This is a genomic window from Flavobacterium sp. 245 (assembly GCF_004362055.1).
Classification (GTDB): Bacteria; Bacteroidota; Bacteroidia; order Flavobacteriales; family Flavobacteriaceae; genus Flavobacterium.
Window position 1 is genome coordinate 414,150 of the sequence record NZ_SNXB01000004.1, and the last position, 13,956, is coordinate 428,105.

Annotated in this window: 14 protein-coding genes; 11 read left to right on the forward strand and 3 right to left on the reverse strand. The window is 32.8% G+C overall.

Annotated elements, in window-relative coordinates:
• Window positions 1-3: 3 nt before the first annotated feature.
• From EV145_RS10590 to EV145_RS10600, 3 genes are all read right to left on the reverse strand, one after another.
• Window positions 4-549, reverse strand: coding sequence for an NADPH-dependent FMN reductase (locus EV145_RS10590; RefSeq protein ID WP_133525188.1), 546 nt, complete (start codon window positions 547-549; stop codon window positions 4-6).
• A 16-nt stretch (window positions 550-565) separates the two neighbouring features.
• A complete protein-coding gene (gene tnpA, locus EV145_RS10595; RefSeq protein WP_133525189.1) occupies window positions 566-1,027 on the reverse strand; it encodes an IS200/IS605 family transposase in 462 nt (153 codons plus the stop codon).
• A gap of 438 nt (window positions 1,028-1,465) precedes the next feature.
• The gene (locus EV145_RS10600; protein ID WP_133525190.1) at window positions 1,466-1,825 is read right to left on the reverse strand and encodes a hypothetical protein; all 360 of its coding nucleotides are present in this window, start codon (window positions 1,823-1,825) and stop codon (window positions 1,466-1,468) included.
• Window positions 1,826-2,085: 260 nt separating this feature from the next.
• Here EV145_RS10600 and trmD point away from each other — a divergent pair, with 260 nt between their 5' ends.
• The 11 genes from trmD (at window position 2,086) to EV145_RS10655 (ending at window position 13,814) form a co-directional block, all read left to right on the forward strand.
• Entirely contained in the window at window positions 2,086-2,760 is a 675-nt protein-coding gene (gene trmD, locus EV145_RS10605; RefSeq protein WP_133525191.1) for a tRNA (guanosine(37)-N1)-methyltransferase TrmD, read from the forward strand.
• A gap of 221 nt (window positions 2,761-2,981) precedes the next feature.
• Window positions 2,982-3,332, forward strand: coding sequence for a 50S ribosomal protein L19 (gene rplS, locus EV145_RS10610; RefSeq protein WP_133525192.1), 351 nt, complete (start codon window positions 2,982-2,984; stop codon window positions 3,330-3,332).
• A gap of 283 nt (window positions 3,333-3,615) precedes the next feature.
• On the forward strand, window positions 3,616-5,838 hold the full coding sequence (locus tag EV145_RS10615; protein ID WP_133525193.1) for an NADP-dependent isocitrate dehydrogenase: 2,223 nt from the start codon (window positions 3,616-3,618) through the stop codon (window positions 5,836-5,838).
• 152 nt (window positions 5,839-5,990) lie between these two features.
• On the forward strand, window positions 5,991-8,375 hold the full coding sequence (locus EV145_RS10620) for a TonB-dependent receptor (RefSeq protein WP_133525194.1): 2,385 nt from the start codon (window positions 5,991-5,993) through the stop codon (window positions 8,373-8,375).
• A gap of 28 nt (window positions 8,376-8,403) precedes the next feature.
• Window positions 8,404-9,225: a DUF4249 domain-containing protein gene (locus EV145_RS10625; RefSeq protein WP_133525195.1), complete on the forward strand. Its 822-nt coding sequence runs from the start codon at window positions 8,404-8,406 to the stop codon at window positions 9,223-9,225.
• Window positions 9,226-9,235: 10 nt separating this feature from the next.
• Window positions 9,236-9,718 carry a GyrI-like domain-containing protein gene (locus tag EV145_RS10630; protein WP_133525196.1) on the forward strand — a complete coding sequence of 161 codons (483 nt, stop codon included), beginning with the start codon at window positions 9,236-9,238 and terminating at the stop codon, window positions 9,716-9,718.
• A 46-nt stretch (window positions 9,719-9,764) separates the two neighbouring features.
• A complete protein-coding gene (locus EV145_RS10635; protein WP_133525197.1) occupies window positions 9,765-10,208 on the forward strand; it encodes a DinB family protein in 444 nt (147 codons plus the stop codon).
• 112 nt (window positions 10,209-10,320) lie between these two features.
• On the forward strand, window positions 10,321-10,983 hold the full coding sequence (locus EV145_RS10640) for a thiamine diphosphokinase (protein WP_133525198.1): 663 nt from the start codon (window positions 10,321-10,323) through the stop codon (window positions 10,981-10,983).
• A gap of 168 nt (window positions 10,984-11,151) precedes the next feature.
• The gene (gene xerA, locus EV145_RS10645) at window positions 11,152-12,195 is read left to right on the forward strand and encodes a site-specific tyrosine recombinase/integron integrase (RefSeq protein WP_133525199.1); all 1,044 of its coding nucleotides are present in this window, start codon (window positions 11,152-11,154) and stop codon (window positions 12,193-12,195) included.
• 125 nt (window positions 12,196-12,320) lie between these two features.
• Window positions 12,321-13,112 (forward strand): hypothetical protein, encoded by a 792-nt coding sequence (locus tag EV145_RS10650; RefSeq protein WP_133525200.1) that lies wholly within the window; start codon window positions 12,321-12,323, stop codon window positions 13,110-13,112.
• A gap of 177 nt (window positions 13,113-13,289) precedes the next feature.
• Complete coding sequence (locus tag EV145_RS10655; protein ID WP_133525201.1) at window positions 13,290-13,814, forward strand: hypothetical protein; 525 nt, start codon at window positions 13,290-13,292, stop codon at window positions 13,812-13,814.
• Window positions 13,815-13,956: the final 142 nt, after the last annotated feature.

The following is a 13,956-nucleotide window of genomic DNA, read 5'->3' on the forward strand; positions in this document are numbered from 1 at the left end:
TCTTTACAAATCAATCAAAAATTGATTTTCGAAGTTTTCAATAAGTTGATTTAGAGCGGTACGTGTTTCAACATTTATAATCTTTCCATCTTCATTAATTTTCCCACGAACACCTTCTATTAAAAGCAAATTTTCATTTTGAAATTGCGCTTCCAAGGTTTTCATTATCAAAATTAATTGTTCGTGCGCCATTTCTCCTAAAGCAGAAGCAGTAATAAGACCAGTCTTTTTTCCTGAGAAAATAGTACTCGAAACACACCATTCTAGAGCATTCTTTAAACTTCCCGGCAAACTGAAAACATATTCTGGTGTGCAAATTAAAACACCATCTGACTGAGCAATTTTATTTCTAAAATCAATCACATTTTCTGGTGGATTTTCTTGATCCAGATCGGGATTAAAATGAGGCAACTGATCTAATTTTTCAAAAATTTCTATTTCAAATTCCGATTTTATATTTTCTGAAATATGTTTTAAAATTTTAAAATTACTGGCATTTTTTCTGGTACTGCCATTTATTGCAAAAATTTTTATTTTTTGAGAAGACATTTTCAGGCTAAAAATTTTAAATTAATTCTTTAAAAATAAACTTTTCATCATAATCTACTTCAAACTTTTTAAGAAAATTAATATACTCTTCTCTAAATGATTTCTTTTTATGATGCAATTCTTGATTTTGAATATAATTTACAACGGCATTTAGCTGTGATTTACTATACGAAAATGCTCCATATCCTTCTTGCCATTCAAAATGATTACCAATAAATTTATTGTCATTTATCCATTTCGATGAATTTTGTTTTACACTTTTCATTAATTCAGATATAGACTGCGCAGGTCTTATTCCGATTAAAATATGAACATGATCAGCAACTCCTTTTATAGCCAAAAGTTTATGATTATTATTTTTAATAATCCCTGAAATATACTTGTACAACTCCTCTTTCCAGCTTTTGTGTATTGTTGCCTTTCTATATTTAACAGCAAAGACAAAATGAATATGTATTTGAGTGTATGTATTTGCCATTATTATGTATGCAGTCCCTACGGGACATTGATTCTTAATTGTTTTTTTTCTACCAATATTTTATTCCTAACGGAATAAGTCCAGTTGGTCAAAAACACAAAAAAGAAAGAAATTTCGCTCAAAAAATTATCTTGTGATAACTTTGATATTCTGAATTTTGAAAGAATATCCCAAACAATGATTTGTTTGGACGAAGTTCCTTTACAAACAAAATCTCCTTAGAAACTGCCAATGTTTTATTCCTAAGGGAATAAGTCCAGTTGGTCGAAAACAGAAAAGAAACAATTCAAAAAAATAATTATAATAAATCCGATATTCTGAATTTTGAAAGAATATCCCAAACAATGATTTGTTTGGACGAAGTTCCTTTAGGAACAAAATATCGGTAGAAACATTTTTTTTTGCGATATAGTTATTTTGTCCCGTTAGGGACTTCATTTACTTCACTGTCAATAAACCCATACCCGTTAACTTATCAGAATCAATAGATTGCGGTGAATAATTTTGTTTTTCATTTCTATACAAAACTACTTTCCCATATTTGTCTACATAAATATAAACGTAATTCCAAGATAATGGACCTGCCATTCTAGAATCTTTATCTTTATCTTTTTCATAAACTTGATCTGCATAAATCAGTATTTCGCCATCTGTTGTGTTGTCAAATGTCCTTATTGGAGTTCCCCAGCTTTTTATTAGATTTTGTTTTGATTTACCAATCCATTTGTCGCCAGTGTTTTTTGAACTCACGCATGCGCATAATACCATTATAACACACAATACCATTATTTTTTTCATTAGATCAAGATTTAGATTTAAGGCAAAAGTTTTACATATTAAAAACATGTAATTCTACTTAAAATTACTAAAAAAAGTATTACATAAAAACTTTCAAATGTTATATAATTATTATTTATTTAATTGAAAAACAACAAATTAAAAATATAATTCTAATGAATATTTGAGTTCATTTTGGCTGGTATTTTTTTAAATTCCAGTTCTAAATTTCTTCCATATTTACTTTGTATCTTTGCACCTAAAACTTTTGAAAGAGAAAAATGCGAATTGACATTATTACACTTTTACCTGAATTATTAAGAAGCCCGTTTGAGGCTTCGATTATGAAACGTGCCATTGACAAAGGTTTAGTCGAAGTACATTTTCACAATCTTCGTGATTATAGCACTAACAGACAAAAAAGTGTCGACGATTATCCGTTTGGTGGAGGCGCAGGAATGGTGATGACGATTCAGCCAATAGACGACTGTATCACACATTTAAAAAGTCAGCGCAATTATGACGAAATAATTTATATGTCGCCTGACGGAGAAACGCTGAATCAAAAAATGGCCAATACCATGTCAATGTATGAAAACATCATCATTTTATGTGGCCATTATAAAGGTGTTGACCAAAGAGTAAGAGATCATTTTATTACCAAAGAAATTTCGATTGGTGATTATGTTTTGTCTGGCGGAGAATTAGGTGCTATCGTTTTATCTGATGCATTAATTAGATTGATTCCTGGCGTTTTAAGTGACGAGACTTCGGCTTTGACTGACAGTTTTCAGGATAATTTGCTTTCTGGACCTATATATACAAGGCCGGCAGATTATAAAGGATGGAAAGTCCCAGAAGTTTTAACCAGCGGTCATTTTGCCAAAATTGACAAATGGCGCGAAGACATGGCTTTTGAACATACTAAAAACAGACGTCCGGATTTACTTGAATAGTCTTAAAGTTTTTAAAGTCGAAAGTCATAAAGCCAACAATTTAGCATCTTCATTTTTAGATCATTAAGACTTTATGACTTTCAACTTTATGACTTAAAAAATAATTTCAAATTTATAATTCATAATTTATAATTATTTTCTACATTTGCACCCGAATTAGACTAACCTCTGGCGAGATCCGTGAATGTTACTCTATATAAAACTATAATAATAAAATTATCATGGCAGATTTATTAAAATTCGTTCAAAACGAATTCGTTGCTAAAAAAGATTTCCCTGTTTTTGGAGCTGGAGATACTATCACAGTTTTCTACGAAATTAAAGAGGGTGAAAAAACAAGAACTCAGTTTTTTAAAGGAGTTGTTATTCAAAGAAGAGGTTCTGGTAACACAGAAACTTTCACGATTCGTAAAATGTCTGGAGCTGTTGGAGTTGAGCGTATCTTCCCAGTAAACTTGCCAGCTTTGCAAAAAATCGAAATCAACAAAAAAGGTGCAGTTCGTAGAGCTAGAATTTTCTACTTCAGAGAACTTACTGGTAAAAAAGCTAAGATTAAAGATAAAAGAAGATAATCATTTATCTCTTTGTTATAAAAAACTCGTTTCATATCATTTGAAACGAGTTTTTTTTATGCCTTCTTTTTAACCAATATCAAAACCGTAATTTTTTAATATCAAAACAATTGATTTGACAATTTAAAGACCACGAAATGACAATCTGATAATTCCTGTATTTCTGAGTAAAACTACACCGATTTCGGACTGTTTTTATTATATTTGCTCCGCTCATTTTGAGCCGACTATACTTTTCATATCGTCATCTTTTGACGACACGCTTATAAAAAAAAAAAAAAAAATGACACAGAATTCAAAAATTTTTTACACCTTAACTGATGAGGCGCCATTATTAGCGACTTATTCTTTGTTACCAATTGTGCAAGCATTTACTTCTACAGCAGGTATTGCTATTGAAACCAGAGATATCTCTTTAGCAGGAAGAATTTTATCAAACTTTCCTGAATCATTAACAGATGCTCAAAAAACAGGAGATGCTTTATCTGAACTTGGCCAACTAGCTACAAAACCTGAAGCTAACATCATCAAATTGCCAAACGTTTCTGCATCTGTACCGCAATTAAAAGCAGCTATTGCTGAATTACAATCTCACGGATACAATATTCCTAATTTCCCAGAAGATCCTCAAACGGATGCTGAAAAAGAAATTAAAGCTAAATATGCAAAAGTTTTAGGTTCTGCCGTAAACCCAGTTTTACGTGAAGGAAACTCTGATCGTAGAGCTCCAAGAGCAGTTAAAAACTTTGCAAAAGCAAATCCGCATTCAATGGGTGCTTGGTCTGCCGACTCAAAAACTAAAGTTGCTTCTATGCCAGGCGGTGATTTCTACGGAAGCGAAAAATCACTTACTGTTGCTGAAGCTAATGATGTAAAAATCGAATTCGTTGCTAAAGATGGTTCTACAACTGTTCTTAAAGCAAGTACACCACTTAAAGCGGGTGAAATTATTGACAGCGCTGTTTTGAGCGTAAAAACATTAAAATCTTTTGCAGCTGAGGCAATCGCTGAAGCAAAAAAAGAAGGTGTATTGCTTTCTGTACACTTAAAAGCTACAATGATGAAAGTGTCAGATCCAATTATCTTCGGCGCTATCGTTGAAGTATATTTTGCTGCTCTTTTCAAAAAATACGAAGCTTTATTTGCTGAATTAAACATTGACACTAGAAATGGTTTAGGTGATATCTATGCAAAAATTGCTGGAAGACCTGAACAGGCTGAAGTTGAAGCTGATATTACTAAAGCTATCGAAAACGGACCAGCTCTTGCAATGGTTAACTCTGATAAAGGAATTACAAACTTACACGTTCCTTCTGATGTTATTGTTGATGCTTCTATGCCGGCAATGATCCGTACTTCTGGACAGATGTACAATAAGGAAGGAAAACAACAAGATACAATTGCAGTTATTCCAGACCGTTCCTATGCGGGAGTTTATACTGCAACGATTGACTTCTGTAAAAAACACGGAGCTTTCGATCCAAAAACAATGGGAAGTGTTCCAAACGTTGGTTTAATGGCTCAAAAAGCAGAAGAATACGGATCTCATGATAAAACTTTCCAAATGAAAGCTGACGGAGTTGTTCGTGTTGTTGATGCAAACGGAACTGTTTTAATGGAACAAAACGTTGAAACAAATGATATTTTCAGAATGTGTCAGGCAAAAGACGCTCCTATTCAGGACTGGGTTAAACTAGCTGTAAACAGAGCTCGTTTATCTAGCACGCCTGCTGTTTTTTGGTTAGACGAAAACAGAGCACACGATAGAGAATTGATCGTAAAAGTTCAAAAATATCTTAAAGACTACGATACTACAAACTTAGATATCCGTATTTTAAACCCAATCGCTGCAACTGAATTTACTTTAGACAGAATCATTAAAGGTTTAGATACTATCTCTGTAACAGGAAACGTATTACGTGATTATTTAACTGACTTATTCCCAATTTTAGAATTAGGAACCTCAGCTAAAATGTTATCTATCGTTCCTTTAATGAATGGTGGCGGATTGTTCGAAACTGGTGCTGGAGGATCGGCTCCTAAACACGTTGAGCAATTTACTGAAGAAGGATATTTACGTTGGGATTCATTAGGTGAATTTTTGGCTCTTGGTGCTTCATTAGAGCATTTAGGACAAACTTTAGACAATTCTAAGGCTATTGTTTTATCTGAAACTTTAGATCAGGCTAATGATAAATTCTTGGCAAACGATAAATCTCCAGCTCGTAAAGTTGGTCAGATTGACAACCGTGGATCTCACTTTTATTTATCTTTATACTGGGCTCAGGCTTTAGCTGCTCAAAATAAAGATGCTGAATTAAAAGCAATCTTCACTCCAATTGCAGCTGAATTAGAATCTAACGAAACTAAAATTGATGCCGAATTAATTGGTGCTCAAGGAAAAGCTCAAAGTATTGGAGGATACTATCAGCCAACTCCTGAATTAGTAAGCAAAGCAATGCGTCCTAGTGAAACATTCAATAGTATTATTGCTAAAATCAAATAATTCCAAAGCAGAACTAAATGTATTGCTGGAGATAAATAAAAAAAGACAACCCTAAAAGGTTGTCTTTTTTGCTTATCTTAACCAATGTTTAACACATTTTCCGTGCTAAATATTAATAAGAATTCTTAACTATGTAAAACAAAATCAAAAAGATGATTATAAAAAAGTTTGGCATCCTTATTATTTTAGTTTTAACGGCGTTTACTTCATTTTCTCAAGAAAAATTCACTCTGAGCGGTATTATAAAAGATAATAAAAGCAATGAAACTCTAATTGCTGTCAATATCTATATTCCATCTTTAAAAATTGGAACTACGACAAACGAATACGGATTTTATTCCCTTACAATTCCGAAAGGCGAATACGAAGTTGAAATTAGTTATGTTGGCTACCAAACACTTCAGAAAACTGTACTATTAAACCAAAATACTAAACTGAATTTAAGCCTCAGCGAAGGCGAAGGCCAGGAACTTCAGGAAGTTGTCATTAAAGACAACAAAGGCAAAATCAATATTAAGTCTCCAGAAATGAGTGCCAACAAGCTCTCTATTGCAACCATCAAAAAAATGCCAGTAGTTTTGGGAGAAGTTGATGTTTTGAAATCTATTTTATTGCTACCCGGTGTTACAAATGCAGGAGAAGGCGCATCTGGATTTAATGTTCGCGGCGGTGGCGCTGATCAGAATTTAATTTTATTAGACGAAGCAACGATTTTTAATTCTTCTCACGTTTTTGGCTTTTTCTCTGTTTTTAATCCTGACGCAATTAAAGATTTAAAATTATACAAAGGAGGAATTCCGGCGCGTTTTGGTGGACGAGCTTCCTCGGTATTGGATATTTATCAGAAAGACGGAAACAGCAAAGATTTTCATATTAACGGAGGAATCGGATTAATTTCAAGCCGTCTTTTAGCTGAAGGCCCACTTGTAAAAGACAAAGGTTCTTTTTTAATTGGAGGAAGAGCTTCTTATGCCCATTTATTTTTAAAATTATCGGAAGATCAAAAAGATAATGCGGCTTATTTTTATGATCTGAATACGAAATTGAGCTACAAATTAAATGACAATAATAGCTTGTATTTGTCAGGTTATTTTGGAAGAGATGTTTTCAGTTTAAACAAAAGCTTCACTAATATTTACGGAAATTCAACTTTAAATCTTCGTTGGAATCATTTATACTCAGACAAATTATTCTCAAATTTATCTTTGATTTATAGTGATTATTATTACGGTTTAGATCTTGATTTTGTTGGTTTTAAATGGGATTCGGGTATCAAAAACTATAACATTAAGTACGATTTCAAACATTATATTTCAGATAAATTCAAATTGAGTTATGGCTTAAACGGAATTTACTACCAATTCAATCCCGGAACTATTAAGCCAAGCGGACCAGATTCAGGAATTAATCCCGATCAATTGGATAAAAAATATGCTTTTGAGCCTTCAATTTATATCGATGCCGAAAATCAACTTTCGAAAAAAATTACGATTGCGTACGGATTGCGATATAGTTTGTTTTATCGTTTAGGTCCTTCTTCGGTAAATCTTTACGAAAACAACAATCCAGTTATATTCGATACTGACATGCAGATTTATGAAAAAGCAACGCCTATTGGCACAGAATATTACGGCAAAAACAAATCCATCAAAGGTTATAATAATTTAGAACCTCGTTTTTCTATTTCCTATCAGTTGAATGATGAGCAAGCTTTAAAAGCAAGTTATAACCGAATGGCGCAATACCTTCAACTGATTTCAAATACCTCATCGCCTACTCCACTTGATGTCTGGATGCCAAGCGACAATTATATCAAACCACAAATTGCAGATCAAGTTGCAGTGGGTTATTTCAGAAATATCAATAACGGCGCTTACTCTCTTGAAGTTGAAACCTATTATAAAGAAATTCAAAATAGATTAGATTATATTGACGGAGCTGATTTAATTGCGAATAATGCCATTGAACAAGTAATTTTGAACGGACAGATGCGCGCTTATGGTTTAGAAATTATGGTAAAGAAGAATGAAGGCAAATTTAACGGATGGATTTCTTATACTTTATCAAAATCTGAACAACAGACCCCAGGCAGGACTCCAGAGGAAACCGGAATCAACAATGGGCAATGGTACAATTCGGCTTACGACAAAACACACAATTTAGCCATAACTTCGGCTTATAATTTGAACGAAAAATGGTCTTTTGGTGCTAACTTTGCATTACAGTCTGGACAACCAGTCACTTACCCAAACGGTCAATACGAATATTTAGGAATTACGGTTCCGAGTTATGGCCTGCGTAACGTAAACCGATTGCCGGCTTATCATCATTTAGATGTCTCGGCAACTTTAACTCCGAGAAAAAACAAAGACAGAAACTGGAAAGGCGAATGGGTTTTTAGTATTTATAATTTATATAACCGTAAAAATGCCGCTTCAATAAACTTCCGCCAAAATGTTGATACCGGCGAAAATGAAGCAGTAAAAACGTCCATTTTTGGGATTGTGCCTGCGGTGAGTTACAATTTTAAATTTTAAAATATTCCTTTTTATTAAAAAGCATATTATGAAAAAAACAGCTTTATTAATTGTATTTTTTATATCCATTTTCTTTACAAGCTGTGAAGAAGTTGTTGATGTTGATTTAGATACAGCGCCACCAAAACTCGTTATTGAAGCCGCTATAAACTGGCAAAAAGGCACTACGGGCAGACAACAAACCATTAAACTGACTACGACAACAGGCTATTTTGAAAATGTAATTCCGACCGTTTCTGGAGCGACCATTTTTATAAAAAACAGCGCTAACGAACAGTTTAATTTTACAGAAATCCCTAAAACGGGCCGTTATGTCTGCAATAACTTCAAACCAGTTTTAAATACAGAATATACTTTGACTGTAAAAACTAACGGACAAACCTACACTGCCGTCGAAACTATGAAATCTGTTGCGCCTATAACGCATATTGAGCAAAATAACGAAGGTGGATTTACGGGAAAAGATATTGAAATAAGAGCCTATTATAATGATCCTGGAGATGCCGCTAATTTCTATTTGTACAAATACGTGTATTCAAATAAAATTAAATCCAACTACTATGTTGACGATGATACGTTTTTTCAAGGCAACGAATTTTTCAGTCTTTCTGATGATGACGAATTAAAATCTGGAGACGAAATTGAAATTACACATTTCGGAATCTCAAAGCAATATTACAATTACATGAGTATTTTGGTAAGTATTGCAGGCACTAACGTTGGCGGGCCATTTCAATCACCTCCGGCAACCGTAAAAGGAAATATCATCAATACAACTGCCAAAGAAAATTATCCGCTTGGTTATTTTTCACTCAGTGAAACCGATTTAAAAAAATACACCATAAAATAAACTTACTGAAATGGAAGCCCAAATTAAAATTTTAACCGAAAAAAAATTGGTCGGCAAACATATTGAAATGTCGTTTATTGAGAATCATACTTTTCAATTATGGAATGGATTTATGCCAAGGCGAAAGGAAATCAAAAATACAATTAATTCAAACTTATACTCGCTTGAAGTTTTTCCAAATGGCTATTTCGACAATTTTGATGCTAGTAAAACCTTCCAAAAATGGGCGGCCGTTGAAGTCAAAAACTTTCCTGTTATGCCTCAGGAAATGGAAACACTGATACTCCCAACTGGAATTTATGCTGTTTTTATTCATAAAGGCCCAGCCAGTGATGCGCATAAAACCTATCACACCATTTTTGCTGAATGGCTTCCAAATTCGGAATACACGGTCGATGACAGACCGCATTTTGCTGTGATGGACGAAAAATACAAAAAAGACGATCCAGACTCTGAAGAAGAAATCTGGATTCCTATAAAAAATAGAGGTTAGTTTTTATCGTTTTGACTAATCAAATAATTCCTCAATTAAAATCAATATGCTGACAGAAACTCTTAAATCGTTATTTGAACGAGACTTAAAGAAACTGAAATTAGAAATCGAATCCTATCAAAACGAAAGGAAACTTTGGGAAATTGATCAGAATATTTCAAATTCGGCTGGAAATCTTTGTCTGCATTTAATTGGAAACCTAAATACTTACATTGGAGCTGAAATTGGAAAAACGGGCTATGTTAGAAATCGTCCTTTAGAATTTTCATCAAAAGATATTCCTAAAACAGAGCTAATCAATAAAATTGAAGAAACCACTATAGTTGTAAATACAGCATTAGATTCTCTATCTGAAGCCGATTTAAATGAAATTTACCCACAGATCGTTTTTGAAAAAGAAATGACAACCGGATTTTTTCTAGTACATCTTGCAACGCATTTGGCTTATCATTTAGGGCAAATCAATTATCATAGACGATTAATAAATTAAATTTTAGAATTCAGATTTTAGATTGTAGATTCTTCATTAAATCTAAAATCTGAACCCTAAAATCTAAAATACTAACTGTACCTTTGCATCACATTCAAAAAAACAATTCAGCATGTCATCACACCATATAGTTCGCGACGATCAGGAACCTGCCTTAATAATTGCCAACGGTGCTTCCTGCAGCAGTGAATTACTGGGGCAATTACTTGAGTGGTCGCCTCTTGTTGTTGTTCTAGACTCTGCAATTGAGCGCGTTATTGAATTAGGCATAAAAATCGATGTGCTTTTGGGCGATTTTGACCGAGGTTTTGATCCAGAAATTTATAAAACTTCACAATATCCTATAGAAATTGTGCATACACCAGATCAAGACAAAACCGATCTTGAAAAAGCATTTGATTATTTAATTGAAAGAAAAATTCCGGCTGTAAATGTTGTCTGGGCAACAGGAAAACGAGCCGATCACACGATTACAAACCTTACCAACATTGTTCGTTATCGCGAGTTGCTTAAAATTGTAATTCTTGACGATCACTCAAAAATATTTTTACTGCCAGCGAAATTCGAAAAATGGTACACTGCCAAAACTCCAATTTCCCTAATTCCAATAGGTATTGTAAACGGAATTTATTCTGATAATTTAAAATACGAACTGCAGAATGATACACTCACAATGGGATACAGAACCGGAAGCAGCAACTCTGTTGAACAAGATGGCATTGTAACTATATCTCATCGTGAAGGTGATCTTTTGATGATGGAATGTTTTGATTAAATTGTTTTAGCAAGCATTTCGATTGCTTCAGGAGAAGTCTTTTTTTGGTAATGTGAGAATCTAATGTACTTTTAAATAATTAATTCAAAAAAGCCAAAAAAATAACGCAGTTGTTCTTGTTTTTAATTTGTGGCTATTTTCTTATTTTAGCAATAAAATTGTATCGCTATGAAATGGGAAGCCAAAATTATTACTTATAACAAAGAAAAAAGAATTGCAGTATATTTTGAGAAAAATGCCGAATTAATAGTTCGAATGAAAAAACTCTCAGGCTCGCGGTGGAGTCAAGCTTTAGGAGTTTGGCACCTACCCGATACAGTTGAAAACAGGGAGCGATTTCATTTGGCTGCCCTTTCCTATTCTTTGCCATCAGAAGAAGGTATTGAGCAGATAAAAAAATACATCCAATGGCTTTCCTCTAAGAGATACAGCCTAAACACCATCAAAACATATTCTGAAGCTTTAAAATCTTTTTTGATATTTTATAGAGAGAAACCGATTACCGAAATTACCAATGAAGATGTAGTTATTTACAACAACGAATATATACTTAAAAACAACCTTTCTTCTTCTTATCAAAATCAAATTGTCAATGCTATAAAATTATTTTTCAGTACTATAAGAGGCACCAAGATTGAGATTGACAAAATTCATCGTCCCAAACGATCAAAAATTTTGCCTAACGTTTTGAGTAAAGAAGAAATAAAATTGATTTTGAATGCCCATTCCAACATCAAACACAAAACAATGCTTTCGTTGATTTACAGTTGTGGGTTACGCCGAAGCGAACTTTTAAATTTAACACCTGCCGATATTGATTCTAAAAGAGGAATTGTAATCATTAAACAAGGTAAAGGCAAAAAAGACCGAATTGCTCCTTTGTCTCTTAAAATATTAGAAATGCTGAGAGAATATTATAGAATATTCAAACCTGGCATTTGGTTGTTTGAAGGTCAAAATTCTGGAGAAAAATATTCAGAACAAAGTTTACAAAGTGTTTTGAAACAAGCCCTTCAAAAAGTTGGATACACAAAACCAGTCACTCTTCATTGGTTGCGCCACAGCTATGCTACGCATTTATTAGAAAGCGGAACTGATCTTCGCTATATACAAGAATTATTAGGTCATAACAGTAGCAGAACAACTGAAATTTACACTCATGTAAGTACGAAAAGTATTCAACAAATTAAAAGTCCCTTTGATGAATTATAAGGAATTATCTATATATTTGGTTTAAATAAAGTATGTCATCTGTCATTCTTATCTATCCAAAACTGGATGGCTTTGTATGATTTTGTCATACATATATACAAGTTATGGGCAATTATAAAACTGCAATGAAAAGAAATTTAGTCTTTACCATTTTACTTTTAATTCTAACATCTTGTGGAAACATTGAAGAAAACTATCTTATTGCAAATTCAAAAAATGACGAAAAATTTAGAATTGTAATTACTGTAAGGAACTTAACAGAAAAAGACTCTCTTTTATCAGAGCAGAAAAGTTTTAAAGTCTTTGATAAACTTAATAGATTAATCAATATAAATGATAATTCATTTATGTTTTACAATTCAAATGGCAAGCTTATAAATACCAAATCCATATACAAACGAAAAGGAAAAGGTTTAGCGAAAATTATAAATCGAGAACAATTTTATGATTCATTTGGAAACCTTATATTTATATTAGGTGATAAGGATACAATCGCAAAATACACTTATAATTCAAACCAAAAAATAATCAAAGAAGCTTATACTTATGAAGAAATAATTTATGAGTACAAAGACAATCTTAACTCAAAGAAAATAATTATCGAAGATAATGACACTTCCAAAGTTTCAAATTATTTTTATAATAAAACTGGAAAGCTGGTTACCGAAAATTGGACTTTCAGTAAAAAATATGATATGAAAAGCTTTTACAAGTATTATTCAAACAATAAGTTATTTAGTAAAAGAGATAGTAGTTATGCAAAAACTACAAATCCAAATGAATACGTCGAATTTCTTACTGAATACTATTATGATAAAAATGATTCAATCATTGAGATAAGAGATTTGGGAAGAGTATTAAGTGAGAATGAATTCAAGATTCGAGGTAAAAGAACATTTGAGTACCGAAAAGAATAACTGCCCATAACAGCCACTACAACGGATTTGGGCATTTGGCTTAATGGAAAGATGGTTTTGTATTTGGGATGATTTGGCAAATCCGAGGAATGGTCTTAATTTAGTCCCAAACCCGCTGTAGTGCCAAGACGTTAGCGGATATTTTGAAAAAACGACACGAAATTAAAAATGAAAAAAATGACTTATTTAATTATTGGAACTTTAATAATCGGCGTGATAGCTTATTTGTATACTAATTCAAAAAAAACAAACAACAATCCTGAAGTTGAAAATAACTTAACAGAAAAAGCTCAACCTAGAACTGAATTTGAGAATCCTCTAAATGATAGTTTAACTTACTCTGAAAAACTAAACAAAACCAAAGAATTATATCCATTCGCAAAATGGAGAGAGAATTTTTTTGAGTATCAAATGGAACAATATACAGAGGAAAATTGTAATGAAGCAAAAGGAATATTTGACAATTTAATATTCAAACTTATCACATTAGGTGAAAATGGAAACAAGAATGAAAAGGAACAATATTTTGAAATAGCGATTAAATCACTAAACAAATTGAATGGGAAAGATGAAGGAATTATTGAAACAGGTGAAAGAGAAGATTTATGTGAACTTATTGACCAAATAACTCTTGCGTCAGGTTTAAAACCAAAAGATTATGCCGACGGTGAAGGAATTGCTGACTTATGGAGAGAATGGTAATAAAAAACATACGCTAACAGCCGTTACACAAGATTTGGGCATTAGGTTGAATTTAAAGATGGTTTTGTACTTGGAAAATTTGTGTTTAACCGAAAAACCTCGCATTTTTAATCCCAAACCTAGTGTAGCGCCACAACGTTAT

Excerpts from the sequence above, each read along its gene's own strand:
- EV145_RS10590 (WP_133525188.1), bottom strand. The coding sequence starts at position 549 with ATGTCTTCTCAAAAAATAAAAATTTTTGCAATAAATGGCAGTACCAGA.
- tnpA (WP_133525189.1), bottom strand. The coding sequence starts at position 1,027 with ATGGCAAATACATACACTCAAATACATATTCATTTTGTCTTTGCTGTT.
- EV145_RS10600 (WP_133525190.1), bottom strand. The coding sequence starts at position 1,825 with ATGAAAAAAATAATGGTATTGTGTGTTATAATGGTATTATGCGCATGC.
- trmD (WP_133525191.1), top strand. The coding sequence starts at position 2,086 with ATGCGAATTGACATTATTACACTTTTACCTGAATTATTAAGAAGCCCG.
- rplS (WP_133525192.1), top strand. The coding sequence starts at position 2,982 with ATGGCAGATTTATTAAAATTCGTTCAAAACGAATTCGTTGCTAAAAAA.
- EV145_RS10615 (WP_133525193.1), top strand. The coding sequence starts at position 3,616 with ATGACACAGAATTCAAAAATTTTTTACACCTTAACTGATGAGGCGCCA.
- EV145_RS10620 (WP_133525194.1), top strand. The coding sequence starts at position 5,991 with ATGATTATAAAAAAGTTTGGCATCCTTATTATTTTAGTTTTAACGGCG.
- EV145_RS10625 (WP_133525195.1), top strand. The coding sequence starts at position 8,404 with ATGAAAAAAACAGCTTTATTAATTGTATTTTTTATATCCATTTTCTTT.
- EV145_RS10630 (WP_133525196.1), top strand. The coding sequence starts at position 9,236 with ATGGAAGCCCAAATTAAAATTTTAACCGAAAAAAAATTGGTCGGCAAA.
- EV145_RS10635 (WP_133525197.1), top strand. The coding sequence starts at position 9,765 with ATGCTGACAGAAACTCTTAAATCGTTATTTGAACGAGACTTAAAGAAA.
- EV145_RS10640 (WP_133525198.1), top strand. The coding sequence starts at position 10,321 with ATGTCATCACACCATATAGTTCGCGACGATCAGGAACCTGCCTTAATA.
- xerA (WP_133525199.1), top strand. The coding sequence starts at position 11,152 with ATGAAATGGGAAGCCAAAATTATTACTTATAACAAAGAAAAAAGAATT.
- EV145_RS10650 (WP_133525200.1), top strand. The coding sequence starts at position 12,321 with ATGAAAAGAAATTTAGTCTTTACCATTTTACTTTTAATTCTAACATCT.
- EV145_RS10655 (WP_133525201.1), top strand. The coding sequence starts at position 13,290 with ATGACTTATTTAATTATTGGAACTTTAATAATCGGCGTGATAGCTTAT.